The organism is Streptomyces sp. NPDC101219 (assembly GCF_044767675.1).
Classification (GTDB): Bacteria; Actinomycetota; Actinomycetes; order Streptomycetales; family Streptomycetaceae; genus Streptomyces.
This window is the reverse complement of sequence record NZ_JBIWOK010000006.1, coordinates 100,978-119,157: the sequence shown is the minus strand read 5'-3', so window position 1 is coordinate 119,157 and position 18,180 is coordinate 100,978. Positions and strand designations below refer to the sequence as shown.

19 protein-coding genes are annotated in these 18,180 nt (G+C 73.9%); 7 read left to right on the top strand and 12 right to left on the bottom strand.

Translation table 11 applies throughout. The annotated features are described in order from the left end of the window. Window positions 1-7: 7 nt before the first annotated feature. Window positions 8-1,141 (top strand): Mrp/NBP35 family ATP-binding protein, encoded by a 1,134-nt coding sequence (locus ACIRPP_RS13555; protein WP_164334532.1) that lies wholly within the window; start codon window positions 8-10, stop codon window positions 1,139-1,141. Window positions 1,142-1,290: 149 nt separating this feature from the next. On the opposite strand, the gene ACIRPP_RS13550 is transcribed toward ACIRPP_RS13555, so the two are convergent. From ACIRPP_RS13550 to sigE, 5 genes are all read right to left on the bottom strand, one after another. After that, on the bottom strand, window positions 1,291-1,968 hold the full coding sequence (locus ACIRPP_RS13550) for a hypothetical protein (RefSeq protein WP_403641431.1): 678 nt from the start codon (window positions 1,966-1,968) through the stop codon (window positions 1,291-1,293). Between the two features lie 239 nt (window positions 1,969-2,207). Beyond that, window positions 2,208-2,657 (bottom strand): sec-independent translocase, encoded by a 450-nt coding sequence (locus ACIRPP_RS13545; RefSeq protein WP_403641428.1) that lies wholly within the window; start codon window positions 2,655-2,657, stop codon window positions 2,208-2,210. A gap of 151 nt (window positions 2,658-2,808) precedes the next feature. Beyond that, window positions 2,809-5,004, bottom strand: coding sequence for a trypsin-like peptidase domain-containing protein (locus tag ACIRPP_RS13540; protein ID WP_403641425.1), 2,196 nt, complete (start codon window positions 5,002-5,004; stop codon window positions 2,809-2,811). Between the two features lie 154 nt (window positions 5,005-5,158). Next, entirely contained in the window at window positions 5,159-6,103 is a 945-nt protein-coding gene (locus tag ACIRPP_RS13535) for a zf-HC2 domain-containing protein (RefSeq protein ID WP_403641423.1), read from the bottom strand. Further along, on the bottom strand, window positions 6,100-6,759 hold the full coding sequence (gene sigE, locus ACIRPP_RS13530; RefSeq protein ID WP_403641420.1) for an RNA polymerase sigma factor SigE: 660 nt from the start codon (window positions 6,757-6,759) through the stop codon (window positions 6,100-6,102). Before sigE ends, ACIRPP_RS13535 begins: the two co-directional genes overlap by 4 nt. Window positions 6,760-7,037: 278 nt before the next feature. Between sigE and ACIRPP_RS13525 the strand changes: the two genes are divergently transcribed. Beyond that, window positions 7,038-7,733: an O-methyltransferase gene (locus ACIRPP_RS13525; RefSeq protein WP_403642162.1), complete on the top strand. Its 696-nt coding sequence runs from the start codon at window positions 7,038-7,040 to the stop codon at window positions 7,731-7,733. A gap of 111 nt (window positions 7,734-7,844) precedes the next feature. Here ACIRPP_RS13525 and ACIRPP_RS13520 read toward each other — a convergent pair whose 3' ends face one another. After that, window positions 7,845-8,012 (bottom strand): DUF3117 domain-containing protein, encoded by a 168-nt coding sequence (locus ACIRPP_RS13520; RefSeq protein ID WP_003966491.1) that lies wholly within the window; start codon window positions 8,010-8,012, stop codon window positions 7,845-7,847. 381 nt (window positions 8,013-8,393) lie between these two features. On the opposite strand from ACIRPP_RS13520, the gene ACIRPP_RS13515 reads away from it, so the two are divergent. Beyond that, on the top strand, window positions 8,394-9,197 hold the full coding sequence (locus ACIRPP_RS13515) for an enoyl-CoA hydratase/isomerase family protein (RefSeq protein WP_403641417.1): 804 nt from the start codon (window positions 8,394-8,396) through the stop codon (window positions 9,195-9,197). A 51-nt stretch (window positions 9,198-9,248) separates the two neighbouring features. Here the strand turns inward: ACIRPP_RS13515 and ACIRPP_RS13510 are convergent, their stop codons facing one another. Both ACIRPP_RS13510 and ACIRPP_RS13505 read right to left on the bottom strand, forming a co-directional pair. Continuing rightward, on the bottom strand, window positions 9,249-9,833 hold the full coding sequence (locus ACIRPP_RS13510) for a DNA-3-methyladenine glycosylase I (RefSeq protein ID WP_403641415.1): 585 nt from the start codon (window positions 9,831-9,833) through the stop codon (window positions 9,249-9,251). Then, the gene (locus ACIRPP_RS13505; protein ID WP_164333795.1) at window positions 9,830-10,192 is read right to left on the bottom strand and encodes a DivIVA domain-containing protein; all 363 of its coding nucleotides are present in this window, start codon (window positions 10,190-10,192) and stop codon (window positions 9,830-9,832) included. Before ACIRPP_RS13505 ends, ACIRPP_RS13510 begins: the two co-directional genes overlap by 4 nt. Before the next feature lie 145 nt (window positions 10,193-10,337). Here ACIRPP_RS13505 and folP point away from each other — a divergent pair, with 145 nt between their 5' ends. Next, window positions 10,338-11,198 carry a dihydropteroate synthase gene (folP, locus tag ACIRPP_RS13500; RefSeq protein WP_403641413.1) on the top strand — a complete coding sequence of 287 codons (861 nt, stop codon included), beginning with the start codon at window positions 10,338-10,340 and terminating at the stop codon, window positions 11,196-11,198. A gap of 171 nt (window positions 11,199-11,369) precedes the next feature. On the opposite strand, the gene ACIRPP_RS13495 is transcribed toward folP, so the two are convergent. Continuing rightward, window positions 11,370-12,152, bottom strand: a complete 783-nt coding sequence (locus tag ACIRPP_RS13495) for a TIGR00730 family Rossman fold protein (RefSeq protein ID WP_403641410.1) — start codon at window positions 12,150-12,152, stop codon at window positions 11,370-11,372. A gap of 118 nt (window positions 12,153-12,270) precedes the next feature. Then, on the bottom strand, window positions 12,271-13,350 hold the full coding sequence (gene dapE, locus ACIRPP_RS13490) for a succinyl-diaminopimelate desuccinylase (protein WP_403641407.1): 1,080 nt from the start codon (window positions 13,348-13,350) through the stop codon (window positions 12,271-12,273). A gap of 156 nt (window positions 13,351-13,506) precedes the next feature. On the opposite strand from dapE, the gene ACIRPP_RS13485 reads away from it, so the two are divergent. Next, window positions 13,507-14,430: a heavy metal transporter gene (locus ACIRPP_RS13485; RefSeq protein WP_403642158.1), complete on the top strand. Its 924-nt coding sequence runs from the start codon at window positions 13,507-13,509 to the stop codon at window positions 14,428-14,430. 272 nt (window positions 14,431-14,702) lie between these two features. After that, window positions 14,703-15,095, top strand: a complete 393-nt coding sequence (locus ACIRPP_RS13480; RefSeq protein ID WP_403641405.1) for an ATP-binding protein — start codon at window positions 14,703-14,705, stop codon at window positions 15,093-15,095. Between the two features lie 285 nt (window positions 15,096-15,380). Here ACIRPP_RS13480 and ACIRPP_RS13475 read toward each other — a convergent pair whose 3' ends face one another. Both ACIRPP_RS13475 and fdxA read right to left on the bottom strand, forming a co-directional pair. After that, window positions 15,381-16,478, bottom strand: a complete 1,098-nt coding sequence (locus tag ACIRPP_RS13475) for a bifunctional succinyldiaminopimelate transaminase/glutamate-prephenate aminotransferase (protein WP_403641402.1) — start codon at window positions 16,476-16,478, stop codon at window positions 15,381-15,383. Between the two features lie 140 nt (window positions 16,479-16,618). Next, window positions 16,619-16,936 carry a ferredoxin gene (gene fdxA / locus ACIRPP_RS13470; protein ID WP_004926152.1) on the bottom strand — a complete coding sequence of 106 codons (318 nt, stop codon included), beginning with the start codon at window positions 16,934-16,936 and terminating at the stop codon, window positions 16,619-16,621. Between the two features lie 140 nt (window positions 16,937-17,076). Between fdxA and ACIRPP_RS13465 the strand changes: the two genes are divergently transcribed. Further along, window positions 17,077-18,165, top strand: a complete 1,089-nt coding sequence (locus ACIRPP_RS13465) for a GNAT family N-acetyltransferase (protein WP_403641399.1) — start codon at window positions 17,077-17,079, stop codon at window positions 18,163-18,165. Window positions 18,166-18,180: the final 15 nt, after the last annotated feature.

Genomic DNA, 18,180 nt, shown 5'->3' with positions numbered 1-18,180 from the left:
CGTCGGTATGGCTACGGAAGACGCGGTGCGTGAGGCACTGGCGACGGTGAACGACCCCGAGATCAACCGGCCCATCACCGAACTGGGGATGGTCAAATCGGTGGAGATCGGTCCGGACGGGCGGGTCGCGGTCACCGTGTACCTGACCATTTCCGGCTGCCCCATGCGGGACACCATCACGCAGCGCGTGACGGACGCGGTGGCGGCGGTGGAGGGTGTCACGGCGGTCGACGTCACGCTGGACGTCATGAGCGACGAGCAGCGCAAGGAGCTGGCGGCGGCCCTGCGCGGCGGCCAGACCGAGCGCGAGGTGCCGTTCGCCAAGCCGGGCAGCCTGACCCGCGTCTACGCCGTCGCCTCCGGCAAGGGCGGCGTGGGCAAGTCGTCGGTGACGGTGAACCTGGCGGCGGCGATGGCCGCCGACGGGCTGAAGGTCGGGGTCGTGGACGCCGACATCTACGGCCACTCGGTGCCGCGGATGCTGGGCGCCGACGGGCGGCCCACCCAGGTCGAGAACATGATCATGCCGCCGTCGGCGAACGGCGTGAAGGTCATCTCGATCGGCATGTTCACCCCGGGCAACGCGCCGGTCGTCTGGCGCGGCCCGATGCTGCACCGCGCGCTGCAGCAGTTCCTCGCCGACGTGTTCTGGGGCGACCTGGACGTGCTGCTGCTGGACCTGCCGCCCGGCACCGGCGACATCGCGATCTCCGTGGCGCAGCTGGTCCCGAACGCCGAGATCCTCGTCGTGACCACGCCCCAGCAGGCGGCGGCCGAGGTGGCCGAGCGGGCGGGCTCCATCGCGGTGCAGACCCACCAGAAGATCGTCGGCGTGGTCGAGAACATGTCCGGCCTGCCGTGCCCGCACTGCGGTGAGATGGTCGACGTCTTCGGCACCGGCGGCGGCCAGTCGGTGGCCGACGGGCTGACCCGGACCACCGGCACCAGCGTCCCGGTGCTCGGCGCCATCCCGATCGACGTCCGGCTGCGCGAGGGCGGCGACGAGGGCCGGCCCGTGGTGCTGACGGACCCGGACTCCCCGGCGGGGTCGGCGCTCCGCTCGATCGCCGGCAAGCTGGGCGGGCGTCAGCGGGGCCTGGCGGGGCTGTCGCTGGGGATCACGCCCCGCAACAAGTTCTGACGCGTCCGCGGGGCCGGGAGACCGGCGCGCACCGTGGCCCGTCATCGGGGGCGCCGTCCGGCCGGACGGCGCCTCTCGTCGTGTTCAGCCCGCGGGCGGTGACGTCCTGACCGCTTCAGACCGCGTGGGCGGCGACGTCCATGACCGCTTCAGACCGCGTAGGCGGCGACGTCCTTGACGGCGGCGAAGCCGAGGCCGTACGCGCTCATGCCGCGGCCGTACGCGCCCACGTGGACGCCGGCCTGCGTGGAGCCGGCCAGCACCCAGCCGAACTCGGACTCCCGGTAGTGGAACGGCGTCGGCACCCCGTCCACGGGGAGGGACAGCGTCGACCAGTCCTCCCCCTCCAGGTCGTCGGCCAGCGCCCAGGCGGTCTCCGTCTGCTGCTCCAGCCAGTTGTCCCGCAGCGAGTGGTCCATCTGGCCGGGCCAGGTGAAGGACAGCAGTCCGACACCGGCGAGCCAGGCCGCGGAGGAGACCGAGGTGGCCTCCAGCAGACCGGTGCCGTCGGCGCTGCGGCGCACCGGATTGGCGGCCACGGTCACGACGACCGCGAACTTCTCACGGGCGTCCTGGTCGGGGCCCGCCATGTACTCGCTGCGTACCGACGGCTCGTCGCCGTGCCCGATCGACCCGTGCTCGACGGCACCGTCGGCAGCCGTGCCCACCTGCATCAGCCAGCGGCGGCCCGTGAAGGCCTCGTCCAGCCCGTACCAGGGGAAGGACGCGCGCAGATAGTCGTCGGCCGTACGCCGGGCGGAGGTGGCCGGTGATGGTCCACTCTCCGCGGCCGGCGCCTGCGCGACGGCCTGACTCGTCGTCTCCATTGCCCGGACGCCTCCTCATTCTCGTCGGTCCGGGGCGGCCCGCCCCCCTTCGGGCGCACTCGTCCGGTCCGCGCAACAACTGGGGCAGCATAGCCACCCCGCCGCCGCGGACCGGGAAAGCGCCCGGCGCGTGGGCCGCGCCGACGACCGGATCACGTCGTGCGCAGCTCGGGTGGAGTATGAAACGCATCACGTGCGCCGGGGCGTACGCCCCCTGGCCGCGGCCGGGCGGCGCCGGATCAGGTGGCGTCGGCGTCGAAGGGCGGGCGGTCGTCGGCGGCCGGAGCGGGCTTCTTGGCCATGTCCACACGCCCGGACGAGCCGCCGGAGGCGGCGGGCGCCGACGGGGACGGGGACGCCTCCTGCTCGCGGCCGTGGACGGCGTCGGAGACCTCGGCCATCTCCTTCTTCAGGTCGAAGGTGTTGCGGATCTCCTTGAGCCCCAGGTCCTCGTTGTCCAGCTGCTTGCGGAGATAGGTCTTGGGGTTGAGGTCCTCGAACTCGAAGTCCTTGAACTCCGGGCCGAGTTCCTCGCGGATGTCCTGCTTGGCGCTCTCCGAGAACTCGCGGATCTTCCGGATCGTGCGCGTCACGTCCTGGATGACCTTGGGGAGCTTGTCCGGGCCGAAGACGAGCACGGCGAGGATGATGAGCGTCACCAGCTCGAGCGCACCTATGTCATTGAACACCTGAAGCTCCTTGCGATGCCTTCGGTCCGCGGCCCTCGGTGGTGGTCGTGGTCTTCCGTGGTCCGGGCCGCGTCCACGGTACCCGGCCGCCCCCGCCCTCCGGTACCGTCCCGGCGCCCGCGCGTGCGGACGGGCGCCGGGGTTCGCCCGCTCAGCGGCCGTCGGAGGAGCCGAGGACCAGGGAGACGGTCCGCTCCTCGCCGTCCCGCTCCAGGGTGAGTTCCAGCCGGTCTCCCGGGCGGTGGGCGCGCGTCTTGACGATGAGTTCCTCACCGGAGTGGACGCGCTGGCCGTTCACCTCGGTGATGACGTCGCCCGCCTCGATCCCCGCCTTGTCGCCGGGTCCGTCGGTGACGACCGGGGGCCCGCCGTCGGTGCCCTTGGCGCCGACCCGGGCGCCGTCGCCGGAGAACTCCATGTCCAGGGTGATGCCGATCACCGGGTGGGTGGCCTTGCCGGTGTCGATCAGTTCCTCGGCGACGCGCTTGCCCTGGTTGATCGGGATGGCGAAGCCGAGGCCTATCGAGCCCGCCTGGCCGCCGTCGAGTTCGCTGCCGGAACCGGCGGAGCGGATGGCCGAGTTGATGCCGATCACCCGGGCCTTGGCGTCGAGCAGGGGGCCGCCGGAGTTACCCGGGTTGATCGGCGCGTCCGTCTGCAGCGCGTCGACGTACGACACGTCGCTGCCGTCGCCCTTCTGCCCGCCGGCCGTGATGGGCCGTTCCCGGGCACTGATGATGCCGGAGGTGACGGTCCCGGCCAGGTCGAAGGGGGCGCCGATGGCGACGACGGGGTCGCCGACCCGCACGTTGTCGGAGTTGCCCAGGGGCAGCGGGGTGAGTCCGCTGACGCCCTTGACCTTCACCACGGCCAGGTCGTAGCCGCTGTCCCGGCCGATGACGGTGGCCTCGGCGGTGTCGCCGCTGTGGAAGGTCACGGTGATCTCGCCGCCGCCCCCGGCAGGCTCCACGACGTGGTTGTTGGTGAGGATGTGGCCGCGCGTGTCGAGCACGAACCCGGTGCCGGTGCCCGCCTCGCTCGTGCCGCTGGCATGCAGGGTGACGACGCTGGGCAGGGCCCGGGAGGCGATCCCGGCGACGCTGTCCGGGTCGCGGTCGGCGGCCTCCTTGCCGGTCTGCGGCAGCTCCACGCCGCCCACACCGCCGTTGCGCTCCAGGTAGGCCCCGACGAGACCGCCGACGACACCGCACAGCAGCCCGAAGACGATCACGGCGACGAGAATGATCCGCGCGCGCAGCTTGCGGCGCCCCCGCTCGGTGTCCTCGGCCGGGCCGCTCACCTGGAGCGGCGCACTGGCAGCGGAGGCCGCCCAGGGGTCGTAGCGGCCCCAGGGGTCGGCGCCGGGGGCGGGCGGTGCGGCCTCCTGACCGGACCCGGGGTGCGCGGGCACGCCGGGCGCGGGCACGCCGGGCGCGGGCATGCCGGGCGCGGGCATGCCGGGCGCGGCGGCCTGCGGTGCGTCGGGCACGGGGGCGGGCGGCGGGACGGCCGCCTCGTGGGGCGGGACGCCCGGCGCGGGGACGTCGTGGAGCGGCGCGCCCGGCGACGGTACTCCCGGTGCCGGTACGCCCGACGCCGGTACGCCTTGCGGCGGGGTGGCACCGTGCGGTGGCCCGGCGGGGGGCGCGTCGAGGAGCGCGCCCGGTGCCGGTACGCCGGGCCCGGTGGCACCGTGCGGGGGGCTGTACGCGGGCGTGGCCGCCTGCGGGGGCCCGGCGGGCGGCGCGTCGTGGGGCGGCACGGCCTGCGCCGAGGCCGTCGCTGGGTGCTGGACGGGGGGTGCGGGGGCCCAGGGGCCCGGCTCGCCGTAGGGCGGGGTGCTGTAGGGGTCGGGGTCGTGCAGCGGCCTGGGCCCCTCAGAGGAGACGTCCGCCGCGGCCGGGCCGGCCGGCTCCCCGGAGGGGGCGGGTACGGCCGGGGCGTGGGAGGTGCCATCCCTGCCGCCTACGGTGCCCGTCCCTGCGCCGGGAGCGGGGTGCGGTTCCGTGCCCCGGGTGGGCACGGTCTGCTCCGGCCCGGGGCTCAGGGGGCCGCTGAGGGCGTAGTCGCCGTCGGCGTCGGTGGCGGGGGCCGCGGGGCGGGCCAGTTCGAAGTCGCCGTCGGTGTCGCCGTCGGCCACGGGCGCCGGCGCTCCGCCGTCCGCCCCCCGCGGTGCGGCGTCGACCGTGTCCCGCGCACCGGTGCGGGACTCCCGCGGTCCTCCCGGGGGCGTGCCGCCCCCGTCAGGGGCCCGGTCGGTCTCGCGCGCACCGGTCGTCTCCGTCGGTGCGACGTCGGCGGACGTCTCCGCCCGCTCCCCCGGTGGGCCCGGCTTCCCCTCGTTCATGCTCTCCCCGCAGCTGGCCGCAGATCCTCGACACCCATGGCTCCATGGCCGCGGCGGCCACGGAGCACGGTCCGGCACCCGGCTGCGTGGGCCTGGGCGCGCCCACCGGATTCAATCAGGTCCGCGCCCGCGCGCGCACCGGACGGACCGGGGATCAGCGCACCCTGCCGGAGGCGGACGCCTGCGGCAGAGCCGACGTGGGGCCGGGTGCGGGGGCCGCCTCGAGCAGGCTGGGCGGGCGGATGCCGCTGGGGGTGGCCCATCCGGCGGAGACCGGCGGGAGCTGGTCCAGCGGGCGTATCAGGGGGGAGACCGCGGCCGCGCCCGCCATCATCGGCGCGGTCAGGGTCTGGTCGCGGACCGCGGGCGGCGGCAGTCCGGGCAGCAGCGGCGCGGAGATGCCGGTGGGTGCGGCCGGTGTCTCGCCCAGCCGGCCCTGGCCGATCATCGGTGCGGCGCCGCGACGGCGCTGGGACTCGGGCATCGTCGCCGCGCCGGTGCCCTGGGTGCGGGCCGGTGTCACGTTGCTGCCTTTGCCGGAGCCGCGGACCTCGGCGTCGGGGACCATGCTCGACGTGACACCGCCGAGGGCGACCGCGGCCAGGGACACCGCTCCGGCCGCGACGAACGCGAACCGCAGCCCGCGGGAGGCAGGCCGGTCGGTCTCGTGACGGCTGACGTCGTGGATGCGGAAGCCGCGGCTGCCGGGTCCGCCGGGCTGGGCGGGGCCGTGCGGCCGGGCGGGCGCGTAGGCGAACTCGAACCGGTCGCCGCGCCGGCCCGCGAACACACCCTGGTCGCCGCCGGGCAGCCCGCCGCCGAAGAGCGGTGACCCGCTGTTCGGGTCGCCGCCGGGCAGGCCCTGGAGGCGGGCGAGGAAACTCTCGGACGGCGGGGGCGGGGCCGCCTCCGCGAAGACGTTCTTCAGGCGGCGCTGGGCGTCCACCTCCGTCTTGCACTTGGCGCAGGTGGCGACGTGCGCCAGTACGCGCTCGCGCGCGTCATGACCGAGCTCTCCGTCCACCAGGGCGGAGAGTCGGTCTCCCAGATGCTGCTCTGCGAGGTGTCCCTCGGACGACTTCGGCAGTGATCCGCTCACGCGCTCGCGCCCCCTCCTCCCAGTGCGGGAACACGGGGCACGAAGGAGCCGCGCTCCGCGCGCGCCTTCGGCGAGCGGTGGGCCAGCGCCTTGCGCAGCTGCGAGCGTCCGCGGTGGATGCGGGAGCGGACCGTGCCCAGCTTGACGCCGAGGGTGGCCGCGATCTCCTCGTAGGACAGCCCCTCGATGTCGCACAGCACGACCGCGGCGCGGAACTCCGGGGCCAGGGTGTCGAGCGCCTGCTGGACGTCCGCGTCGAAGTGCGCGTCGTTGAAGACCTGCTGGGGCGAGGGCTCCCTGCTGGGGAGCCGCTCGGCCGCGTCCTCGCCGAGGGAGTCGAAGCGGATGCGCTGCTTGCGCCGCACCATGTCCAGGAAGAGGTTGGTGGTGATGCGGTGCAGCCAGCCCTCGAAGGTGCCCGGCGTGTAGGTCGACAGGGAGCGGAAGACGCGGACGAAGACCTCCTGGGTGAGGTCCTCGGCGTCGTGCTGGTTTCCGGTCAGACGGTAGGCGAGCCGGTAGACCCGCCCGCTGTGCATGCTGACGATCTCCTCCCAGGTGGGCGGAGTCCACGCCTGCCCGTCCGCGTCGGTGGTGAAGCTCGCGGTCTGGGCCGGGTCGCCGGCGCGGCTGTGGTCGGCAGCGGTGTCGTTCACGGATTTCGGCCTGCCCGCCGATCCAAGGAAGCGCCGCAGCACTCCTCCCCGATCCACAGGTACAGCCGCACCTCCCCTATCGGCTCTGGTGGTGTCCAGTGGAGCCCCTACCATAGCCACCTCGCCCGTTAGCTCCGGATAAGCGGTTTTACGAGAATTTGATCTGCGCCGGTCCGGCTCGTGCGGCTCCGTCGGCATGTGCCCCGCGCCCTCGTCCACTCCCCGCCCCCCGGTCCTGTCGCACCTGTCGTTCTCTCCCTTTAAACGACCGGTCCCATCTGCGGGTTCCCGACGCCAACGGATACAGTCACGCCAGGCATTCACGGGGACAGGAGAGGGTCATTACCGCCAACCGGCAGACGAGCTGGGCGTTCGCCGACGCCTATGTCGCCGAGGACGAGGCGCTGCACTGGGCCCGGGACCGGGCCCGCCAGGCAGGCCTGCGCTCGGTGTCGCCCGGCACGGGCGCGGCCCTGCGGTTGCTCGCGGCCACCGTGGAGGCCAAGGCGGTCGCCGAGATCGGTACCGGCTGCGGTGTCTCCGGCATCCATCTGCTGCACGGCATGCGGCCCGACGGCGTACTGACCACGGTCGACCCGGAGCCGGAGCACCAGCAGTCCGCCCGGCAGGCGTTCCGGGACGCCGGGTTCGCCGCCAACCGCTCGCGCTTTATCCCCGGCCGCGCGCTGGAGGTGCTGCCACGGCTCGCGGACGCCGGCTACGACCTGGTCTTCTGCGACGGCGACCGGCTGGAGTACCAGGACTATCTCGCTGAATCGTTGCGCCTGCTGCGCCCCGGGGGCCTGGTCGCCTTCGAAGGCGTGTTCGCGAACGGCCGCACGGTGGATTCCGGACCGCAGCCCACCGAGGTGCTGCGGCTGCGGGAGCTGGTGCGTGCCGTGCGCGAGAGCCAGGAGCTGGTGTCCTCCCTGCTGCCCGTCGGGGACGGGCTGCTCTGCGCGGTGAAGCGCTGACGGCCGCCCAGGCCCCACGATCACCCAGGCACACCCTCCCACCTGCGCAAACAGCCGCCCCGGCACCAGGAGCGGCGCCGGGGCGGCTGAAAGGGTATGGTCGCTTGCGCGTCAGCCGACGACCTTCTTGAGGGCGTCGCCGAGCGCGTCGGCCTCGTCCGGGGTCAGCTCGACGACGAGCCGACCGCCGCCTTCGAGCGGAACGCGCATGACGATGCCCCGCCCCTCCTTGGTCACCTCGAGCGGGCCATCACCCGTCCGCGGCTTCATGGCCGCCATGCTCGTTCCCCTTCCTGAAACCCAGCTCAACCGTCTAGCCGACGGCCCACGAAGGGCATCTGCGGTCCTGAAGGACAGGACTCACCGCACCGGCATCGAACACATTGCTTCCAGGCCATTATCCCGCATCGCAGGACCCGATGACCAACATAGGTCGGCATCGCTTGGGCAACGCGCGCGAGCAAAACCACTCAATTCGGGGATGTGACTGCGATACTGCGCCGCCGCACACCCGTCCGCCGAACAAAAACGACCCGGAATTCTTTGACGCAGGTCACACGACCGGCGCCGTCCGCGGGCGGTGATGTCCGTCATGCTGTCCTGCAGACGGGGGCGTACCCACCGGTACGTCCCGGAGCCGCCAGCTGGAGGGGACACGCCATGGCCGACACCGTGCTCTACGAGGTGAGCGACGGACTCGCGACGATCACGCTGAACCGCCCGGAGGCGATGAACGCGCTGAACGTCGCGGCGAAGGTCGCCCTCCGGGACGCGGTCCGGTCCGCCGCGGGCGACGACGCCGTGCGGGCCGTGCTGCTGACCGCGGCCGGTGACCGGGCGTTCTGCGTCGGGCAGGACCTCAAGGAGCACATCGGGCTGCTGCTGGAGGACCGGGAGACCGGTTCGGGGCAGACGATGAGCACGGTGCGCGAGCACTACAACCCGATCGTGACGGCGCTGGCCGAGGCGCCCAAGCCGGTGGTCGCCGCGGTGAACGGGGTGGCGGCGGGCGCCGGGTTCGGCTTCGCCCTGGCGGCGGACTACCGGATCGTGGCGGACACCGCGGCGTTCAACACCTCGTTCGCCGGGGTCGCGCTGACCGCGGACTCCGGGATCTCGTGGACGCTGCCGCGGGTGGTCGGCCCCGGCCGGGCCACCGACCTGCTGCTGTTCCCGCGCAACATCTCCGCGCAGGAGGCGTACGACCTGGGCATCGCCAGCCGGCTGGTGCCGGCGGCGGAGCTGCGCGCGGAGGCGGAGAAGGTGGCGCGGGCCCTTGCCGGGGGCCCGACGGTGGCGTACGCGGCGCTGAAGGAGTCGGTGGCCTACGGCCTCGGTCATTCCCTGGCGGAGACCCTCGCCAAGGAGGACGAGCTCCAGACCCGGGCGGGCGGCTCGCAGGACCACGCGATCGCGGTGCAGGCGTTCGTGAACAAGGAGAAGCCGAAGTACCTGGGCCGCTGACCCGGTTCCTGGACCCCCGGCGGGGCCGGGCCGTCGGCTCAGGCCGTCGGCTCAGCCCCGCCGCGCGACGCAGTCGGCCAGGTGGTCGTCGACCAGGCCGCACGCCTGCATCAGCGCGTACGCCGTCGTCGGGCCGACGAAGCGCAGGCCGCGCTTCTTCAGGGCCTTGGACAGGGCCGTCGACTCGGGCGTGACCGCGGGGACGTCGGCGAGGGTGCGGGGCACCGGGCGGCCGTCCGGGTCGGGTGCGTGGGACCAGATGAGCGCGTCGAGGTCGCCGGGGGCCCAGCCGGCCAGCTCGCGCGCGTTGGCGAGCGTGGCGTCGATCTTCGCGCGGTTGCGGATGATGCCCGTGTCCGCCAGGAGGCGCTCCCGGTCGGCCTCGGTGAACTCGGCGACCCGGGCGATCTCGAACTGCGCGAAGGCGGAACGGAAGCCGGGCCGGCGCCGCAGGATGGTGATCCACGACAGCCCGGACTGGAACGCCTCCAGGCTGAGGCGCTCGAACAGGGCGTCGTCGCCGTGGACCGGGCGGCCCCACTCCTCGTCGTGGTAGGCGACGTAGTCGGGGGTGGACAGGGCCCAGGGGCAGCGCGAGGCGCCGTCGGGGCCGGTGAGGGCTGCTGTGCCGGTCACTGCTGTCCGGTCTCCGGCCGGGGGGCGGGCTTGTCCAGGGACATGTGGGCGGCCGCGGCGCGGGCACCGGCCAGCGCGGCCTCCAGGTCGGCGATCCGGGCGTCCCGCTCGGCGAGTTCGGCGCCGAGGCGGCCGAGGGCGTCGTCCACGTCGGCCATGCGGTAGCCGCGGGCGGCGAGCGGGAAGCGCAGCACGTCCACGTCGGCGCGGCTGACGGGGCGGTCCGGCGGGAAGGCGTCCCGGAGCCGCTCGGGGGCGGCCTCGGGCAGCGGGCCCTTCTCACCGCCGCCGACCACCGCCAGGGTCACCGCGGTGACCACGACGGCGAGCGCGACGACCAGGAACAAGAACATCACCATCGGTGGGGCCCCCACGGTCGGATGTTGTCGGAGTCGGGTGTGTGGCTCCGATCGTGCCATGCGAGTCTGACAGTAGGGGTCGCAGGCGGCCGGTGGCCGCCGTCCGACGACCGGGGCCGGACTGGACGAGGAGAGGTCACAGGGGATGCTCAGGCTGGGCAGGCGGGAATTCGAGCCGCACGAGCCGGTGATCATGGCGATCGTGAACCGGACCCCGGACTCCTTCTACGACCAGGGGGCGACGTTCCGCGACGAGCCGGCCCTCGCCCGCGTGGAGCAGGCCGTGGCCGAGGGCGCCGCGATCATCGACATCGGCGGGGTGAAGGCCGGGCCGGGCGAAGAGGTGGACGCCGACGAGGAGGCCCGGCGGACCGTCGGGTTCGTGGCGGAGGTCCGGCGGCGCTTCCCGGACGTCGTGATCAGCGTGGACACCTGGCGGCACGAGGTCGGCGAGGCCGTGTGCGAGGCGGGCGCGGACGTGCTCAACGACGCGTGGGGCGGGGTCGATCCGCGGCTCGCGGAGGTCGCCGCGCGGTACGGCGCCGGGCTGGTGTGCACCCACGCGGGCGGCGCACGGCCGCGGACCCGGCCGCACCGGGTGACGTACGACGACGTCATGGCCGACATCCTGGAGCGCACGGTGGGCCTGGCGGAGCGGGCGGTGGCGCTGGGGGTGCCGCGGGAGTCGGTGATGATCGACCCCGGGCACGACTTCGGCAAGAACACCCGCCACAGCCTGGAGGCGACGCGGCGGCTGGGCGAGATGGTCGCCACGGGCTGGCCGGTGCTGGTGTCGCTGTCCAACAAGGACTTCGTGGGCGAGACCCTGGACCGCCCGGTGAAGGAGCGGGTGCTGGGGACGCTGGCGACCACGGCGGTGTCGGCGTGGCTGGGGGCGCAGGTGTACCGGGTGCACGAGGTCGCGGAGACGCGGCAGGTGCTCGACATGGTGGCGTCCATCGCCGGGCACCGGGCCCCCGCGGTGGCCCGGCGGGGACTGGCGTAGGGCCCGTCGTCAGGACCGGGCCGGGGCCCGCGCGCCCGGCGTGATCCGGACGGGCTCCCCGGGGGCCGGTGGGCGCGCCCTCCGCGGCCCCCGCCGAGCGGCGGTGCGCCGCGTCCACGTCCGCGGCGGGCACTGGAGTCCCCGGAGGCCCGCCGCGTCACGGCCGGTCGCTCAGGCGCTGCCCTGGCGCTTCTCCGGCACGCCGGCCTCCTTCGAGACGAGGGCCACCGCCTCCTCCACGTCGTCCGTGACGTGGAACAGCAGCAGGTCCTTCTCCGCCGCCTTGCCCTGGGCGATGACCGTGCCCTTGAGCCAGTCGACCAGGCCGCCCCAGTACTCGGTGCCGAAGAGGACGATGGGGAAGCGGGTGACCTTCTGGGTCTGGACGAGGGTGAGGGCCTCGAACAGCTCGTCCAGGGTGCCGAGGCCGCCGGGCAGGACGACGAAGCCCTGGGCGTACTTGACGAACATCAGCTTGCGGACGAAGAAGTAGCGGAAGTTCAGGCCGATGTCGACGTAGGGGTTCAGCCCCTGCTCGAAGGGCAGCTCGATGCCGAGGCCGACCGAGACGCCCTTCGCCTCCAGGGCGCCCTTGTTGGCCGCCTCCATGGCCCCGGGACCGCCCCCGGTGATCACCGCGAAGCCCGCCTCGACCAGGCCACGGCCCAGCTTGACGCCGGCCTCGTACTCCCAGGAGTCCTCGGGGGTGCGCGCCGAGCCGAAGACGCTGATGGCGGGCGGGAGCTCGGAGAGGGAGCCGAAGCCCTCGATGACCTCCGACTGCATGCGCAGCACGCGCCAGGGATCGGTGTGCACCCAGCCGCTGGGGGCGCGCTCGTCCAGGAGCCGCTGGTCGGTGGTGCTCGTCTGCACCTGGTCCCGCCTGCGGAGCACCGGACCGAGACGCTGCTCCTCAGGTGGCTGCTGCGGGCCCTCCGGCTTGCCAGTGATCATGCGCGCTCCCTCCGTGTGCCAGGTTGTTCCACCTCAGCGTAGATCTACGCGGGTTACGTACAGGGGACCTCAGCATGTCCGCAATGCACCGGTGTAAACCACACGCGGGTGATCCCGATCATGCCGTCAGCCAGGAACGCAGCCGTTCCTCGCCGGCCAGGATCTTGGCGGTGTCGACGCGTTCGTCGCGCCGGTGCGCCAAGTGGGGGTTGCCGGGGCCGTAGTTGACGGCGGGGACGCCGAGCGCCGAGAAGCGGGAGACGTCGGTCCAGCCGTACTTCGGCTGCGGTGTGCCGCCGACCGCCTCGATGAAGGCGGCGGCGGCCGGGTGGGACAGGCCGGGCCGGGCGGCGCCGCTGTGGTCGTCGACGGTGAACTCGGCGACCCCGCAGTCCGCGAACACCTCGCGCACGTGGGCGAGCGCCTCCTCGGGCGTGCGGTCGGGCGCGTAGCGGAAGTTGACGGTGACCACGCAGGCGTCGGGGATGACGTTGCCGGCCACGCCGCCGGAGATGCCGACCGCGTTGAGGCCCTCGCGGTACTCCAGGCCGTCGATCACCGGGTACCGGGGTTCGTAGGCGGCCAGGCGCTCCAGGATCGGGGCGGCGGCGTGGATGGCGTTGGAGCCCATCCAGGAGCGCGCCGAGTGCGCCCGCTCGCCCGTCGTGCGCAGCAGCACCCGGAGGGTGCCCTGGCAGCCGCCCTCGACCTGGCCGTCGGAGGGTTCGAGCAGCACCGCGAAGTCGCCCTCCAGCCACTCGGGGTGCGCCTCGGCCACGTGTCCGAGGCCGTTGAGGTCGGCGGCGACCTCCTCGTTGTCGTAGAAGACGAAGGTCAGGTCGCGGTTGGGGGCCGGGACGGTGGCCGCGATGCGCAGCTGGACGGCGACGCCGGACTTCATGTCGCACGTGCCGCAGCCCCACAGCACGCCGTCCTCGTCGAGGCGGGAGGGGACGTTGTCCGCGATCGGGACGGTGTCGATGTGCCCGGCGAGGATCACGCGCTCCGGCCGCCCGAGGTGCGTGCGGGCCACCACGTTGTTGCCGTACCGGTCGACCGTGAGCTGCGGCAGGGCGCGCAGGGCGGCCTCGATCGCGTCCGCGAGCGGCTTCTCGTTGCCGCTCTCGGACGGGAAGTCGACGAGCTGCGCGGTCAGGCGCGCGGCGTCCAGCGTGAGGTCAAGCGGGGTGTCGGCCATGGCCCGACCCTAACGCGGCCGGTGTCCTGGCCGACTGTTCACACCTGGCTCACACGTTTCCGTACTCTCCAGTACCTTGTACGCGTGTCAGAGCCGCCGCTTCCTTCCAGACGACGTCGGGGCCGCCTCTTCCGCTTCGGGGCGGCCTTCGTGGTGATGCTCGCGGTCGCCGGATACCTCGTGGTGCAGTACGTGACGGGGGGCGGGCGCGGGCCCGGATGCAAGGTCGTGTCCGCCAAGGGCGACGGCGCGACCTACGAGTTCACTCCCGAGCAGGCGGTGAACGCGGCGACGATCACCGCCGTGGGCACCGCGCGCGACCTGCCCGAGCGGGCCGTGACGATCGCGCTGGCGACCGCGCTCCAGGAGTCGACGCTGCGCAACATCGACTACGGCGACCGGGATTCGCTGGGCCTGTTCCAGCAACGGCCGTCGCAGGGCTGGGGCACGCCGGAGGAGATCATGGATCCGGTGTACTCGGCGGAGAAGTTCTACGAGGGCCTGGAGGAGGTGCCGGGCTACACCCGGCTGCCGCTGACCGTGGCCGCGCAGAAGGTGCAGCGCAGCGGGTTCCCGCAGGCGTACGCCAAGCACGAGCCGGACGCCGCCCTGCTGGCCGCCGCGCTGACCGGGCGGTCGGCGGCGACCCTGACCTGCCAGGGGCGTCCGGGCGCGACGCGCGCGTCGGGCACCGAGGCGGTGCAGGCCGCGCTGGCCCGGGACTTCGGGCGGGACCTGCTCCAGCCGGCCGGTGCCGAGGTGGACGACGGGGCGAAGCCCACTCCGTCTGCGAGCGCCCCGGACGTGACGGTCGAGCCGGACGGGCGGACGCTGTCGCTGCCGGTCGACGACGCGCGGGACGGTGCGGCGGGCGGTTCCCGGCGGGCCGGTGCCCGGGGCTGGCAGCTGGCGCACTGGGCCGTGGCCAACGCCTCGGAGCTCCGCATACAGCGCGTGTCCTACGCGGGCCGGGTGTGGGTGGCCGGGACCACCGACAGCACGTGGCGGCAGGACGACGCCAAGGGCTCCGGGAAGCCGGCCGGCGGGCCGGACGCGGTGCGGATCACCACCGGGCGGTAGTGCGGGCCGTCACTCGCAGGGGTCATGCGCGGTGCCCGGTGCTGACGGATGCGGGGCCGGGCGCGCCGCGGCCGGCGGAGGCGGGCCGTGGCCCGGCAGCACAGGGCTGAAGCGATTCTTCATCCGCCGCACCGGGGAGACCTTCGTCCGCTTTCCTCCCCATCCGATAATGCGACGCGTTACCGAGTCTTTACCGGGGCGCGCCGCAACCTTCCCGGCCTTCGAGCGGTAGTCACGGCGTCCGAGCCGTTCTTCCCCCTCGAAGGAGCACCATGTCCCTCCCCCTGACCCGCCGGATCGCCCGTGCCGCGCTGCTCGTCGCCGCCGGAGCGGCCGCCGGGGTCGGTGCGGCCGGTACCGCCAGCGCGGCTCCCGGGCTGCCCGCCGCCCCCGACCTCGGCGGGGTGACCGCCCTGGACGGGGCGGCGCAGACCGTGACCGGGGTGGCGGGCGAGACCGGCGGCAAGACCGTCGAGAAGGCCGCCGAGAAGGCCACGCCCGTGGCGCAGCAGGCGGCCGGCTCGCTGGCCGGTTCCGCCGGGGACGTGCTGGACGACACCGCGGGCGCGGCGACCGAGGGCGGCGACCTGCCGACCGATTCGCTCACCTCGCGCGGGCTGCCGTCGGCCAAGACCCTCCCCGTGCAGGACCTGCCGCTCGGCTGACCGGCGGACGAACACGGCGACGGGCCCGGGGAGTTCTCCCCGGGCCCGTCGGCCGTTCCGCACGCGCACAGCGCACGCGTGCATGCCCGGCTGGGCCGTGTCCTTCGGATCAGCCGATCAGCCCGTCTCGGACCGACGGCGCCCTGACGGTGCCGGTGAGCGGGGCTTGGTGCGTGCGGCTGCGAGGCGGAGGACGGCGTCGACGCGGAGCACCGGCTACCGACGACAACGCGGCAGAGGTGTGTGCCGAGCCCTGCGGCCCCGGAGGGCTCCGAAAGGCACGGCCTACGCCGTCAGGCGGTCCACCGCCGCGCGCACCCGCTCGTCCGTGGCGGTGACGGCGACGCGGACGAACCGCTCGCCGGCGGGGCCGTAGAAGTCGCCCGGCGCCACCAGGACGCCGCGGTCGGCGAGGTGGGCGACCGTGTCCCAGCAGGACTCGTCCCGGGTGGCCCACAGGTACAGGCCCGCCTCGCTGTGCTCGATGCGGAAGCCGTGGCCGGTCAGTGCCCGGCGCAGGGCGGCGCGGCGGGCCGCGTAGCGTTCACGCTGGACGCGGACGTGCTCGTCGTCGCCCAGGGCCGCCGCGGCGGCGGCCTGGCTGGGCGCCGGGGTCATCATGCCGCCGTGTTTGCGGATCTGCAGCAGCGGCCCGAGGACCGCCGGGTCACCGGCCAGGAAGGCGGCCCGGTAGCCGGCCAGGTTCGACCGCTTGGACAGGGAGTGCACGGACACGATCCCGTCGTGGGAGCCGCCGTTGACGTCCGGATGCAGCACCGACACCGGGTCGGCGTCCCAGCCCAGTTCGAGGTAGCACTCGTCGGACAGCACCAGGACGCCGTGCTCGCGGGCCCAGGCGACGGTCCGGGTCAGCTCCTCCTTGGACAGCACCCGGCCGGTGGGGTTGGACGGGGAGTTCAGCCAGAGCAGCTTCAGCCCGGCCGGGTCCAGCTCGGTCGGGTCGTCGTAGGCGACGTGGTCGGCACGGGCGAGCCGGGCGCCCACCTCGTACGTCGGGTAGGCCAGGCGCGGGAAGGCGACCCGGTCGCCGGGGCCGAGCCCGAGCTGGGTGGGGAGCCAGGCGACCAGTTCCTTGGAGCCGACGACCGGCAGGACGTGGTGGTGGGTGATGCCGCGGGCGCCGAGCCTGCGCCCGGCCCAGCCGACGATGGCGTCCCGCAGCTCGGGGGTGCCCCAGACGGTGGGGTAGCCCGGGGAGTCGGCGGCGCCGATCAGGGCCTTCTGGACGGCCTCGGGGACCGGGTCCACGGGCGTGCCGACGGACAGGTCGACGATGCCGTCCGGGTGGGCGGCGGCCGTCGTCTTGTAGGGCTCCAGCTTGTCCCAGGGGAAGGCGGGCAGCCGGTCGGAGACTACGGACACGGGTACGGGCTCTCTTTCTGGTCCGGTTCTGATCCGGCGTTCTGGTCCGGCAGACGCCTCGGTCCCGTACGGCGACCGGGGCGGCCGGGCCGTACGGGACCGAGGCGGCACGCCGGTGCGGGCCGCCGGGGCGGGACCGGCTACGCCTGCGGCGGCAGCGCGGCGATGAACGGGTGGTCCCGTTCGATCAGACCCAGCTTGCTGGCGCCGCCGGGCGAGCCGAGCTCGTCGAAGAACTCGACGTTCGCCTTGTAGTAGTCCTTCCACTCCTCGGGAGTGTCGTCCTCGTAGAAGATGGCCTCGACCGGGCAGACCGGTTCACAGGCGCCGCAGTCGACACATTCGTCCGGGTGGATGTACAAGGACCGCTGGCCCTCGTAGATGCAGTCGACCGGGCACTCCTCGATGCACGCCTTGTCCTTCACGTCGACACAAGGCTGCGCGATGACGTAGGTCACGCTGTCGTTCCTCCTCGATTGGGCGCTGGCGGGCCTCCTCAGGCTCCGCCGCCTGGCGCGCGGGAGCGCGGCGTCGTCGATGCCCGCCCCTAGTATCTCCGTTCCTGGGCATGATCCGAACAGGAGGGGTGGACCGACCTGTGGAATTCTCTGCGGCCGGCCGTCTCGAGGTCCGCATCACCGCTGCTGACGTGGGGAAACGGGTCTCGGTACGGAGCTTGATCAAACATGGTCCCTCGGGTGAGAAGTTCACCGACACGGTCGGCGTTCTCACATCATGGGACGAAGGTGTGCTGCGGATCACACGACGGGGCGGCGAGAGTGTCCGGATCCCGGAATCCGCGCTGGTCGCCGGCAAGACGGTGCCCGCCGCCCCGGCGCGTCGCCGGGGCCCGGCCGCCTCCTACGAGGAACTGGCGCGGGTCGCCTCGCGGGCCTGGCCGCCCACCGAGTCGGCCCGGCTCGGCGACTGGGAGCTGCGGGCCGCGGCGGGCGGGGAGGCCGGGCGCCGCACGGGCTTCACCCGGCGGGCCAACTCGGTGCTGCCGCTCGGTGATCCGGGCCGCCCGCTGGACGAGGCGCTGACGGCCGTACGGGGCTGGTACGCGGAGCGCGGGCTGCCCGCGTACGTGCAGACCGCGACCGGCGCCGAGGGCACGCAGGAGGTGCTGGGCGCCGAGCTGGAGCGGCGGGGCTGGGTCCGGGAGGTGACCGCCGAGGTGTGGGTGGGCGCACTGGCCCCGCTCGCCGACCTGCCCGCGCACCCGGCCCGGGTGGAGCTGTCCCGGACGGTGGACCGGGCGTGGCTGGCCCGGTACGGGCGCAAGGGCCTCGACGAGGTGGCGCTGCGTGTCCTGGGCGGGGGGCCGTCGGTGTGGTTCGCGACGGTGCCCGCGGACGCGTCCGGGACCGGGGCCGGGGCCGGGGCGGAGGCGCCCGCCGCGATCGGGCGCTGTGCGGTGGACGGCCGGTGGGCCGGGTTCGCCGCGGTGGAGGTGGATCCGGCGCGGCGGCGGGAGGGGCTCGGCACGGCGGTGATGGCCGCGCTGGCCCGCCGGGCGCTCGACGAGGGCGCGTCGGCGGCCTGGCTGCAGGTCGAGGAGGACAACGAGGCCGCCCGGCAGCTGTATGCCGGGCTCGGCTTCACCGTGCACCATGTGTACCACCACTACCGGGCGCCGGAACCGGCACCGGAATCTCCGGCTCCGGCCGGTAGCGGATCGCCGTGAGAGGGCACGAACCGG

What these genes read in the sequence shown, in the direction of transcription:
- ACIRPP_RS13505 (WP_164333795.1), bottom strand. Translation starts at nt 10,192, where the DNA reads ATGGTGATGTTCTTGTTCCTGGTCGTCGCGCTCGCCGTCGTGGTCACC.
- dapE (WP_403641407.1), bottom strand. Translation starts at nt 13,350, where the DNA reads ATGGCCGACACCCCGCTTGACCTCACGCTGGACGCCGCGCGCCTGACC.
- ACIRPP_RS13540 (WP_403641425.1), bottom strand. Translation starts at nt 5,004, where the DNA reads ATGAACGAGGGGAAGCCGGGCCCACCGGGGGAGCGGGCGGAGACGTCC.
- ACIRPP_RS13515 (WP_403641417.1), top strand. Translation starts at nt 8,394, where the DNA reads ATGGCCGACACCGTGCTCTACGAGGTGAGCGACGGACTCGCGACGATC.
- ACIRPP_RS13495 (WP_403641410.1), bottom strand. Translation starts at nt 12,152, where the DNA reads ATGATCACTGGCAAGCCGGAGGGCCCGCAGCAGCCACCTGAGGAGCAG.
- ACIRPP_RS13480 (WP_403641405.1), top strand. Translation starts at nt 14,703, where the DNA reads ATGTCCCTCCCCCTGACCCGCCGGATCGCCCGTGCCGCGCTGCTCGTC.
- ACIRPP_RS13485 (WP_403642158.1), top strand. Translation starts at nt 13,507, where the DNA reads ATGCTCGCGGTCGCCGGATACCTCGTGGTGCAGTACGTGACGGGGGGC.
- ACIRPP_RS13555 (WP_164334532.1), top strand. Translation starts at nt 8, where the DNA reads ATGGCTACGGAAGACGCGGTGCGTGAGGCACTGGCGACGGTGAACGAC.
- ACIRPP_RS13520 (WP_003966491.1), bottom strand. Translation starts at nt 8,012, where the DNA reads ATGGCGGCCATGAAGCCGCGGACGGGTGATGGCCCGCTCGAGGTGACC.
- folP (WP_403641413.1), top strand. Translation starts at nt 10,338, where the DNA reads ATGCTCAGGCTGGGCAGGCGGGAATTCGAGCCGCACGAGCCGGTGATC.
- ACIRPP_RS13550 (WP_403641431.1), bottom strand. Translation starts at nt 1,968, where the DNA reads ATGGAGACGACGAGTCAGGCCGTCGCGCAGGCGCCGGCCGCGGAGAGT.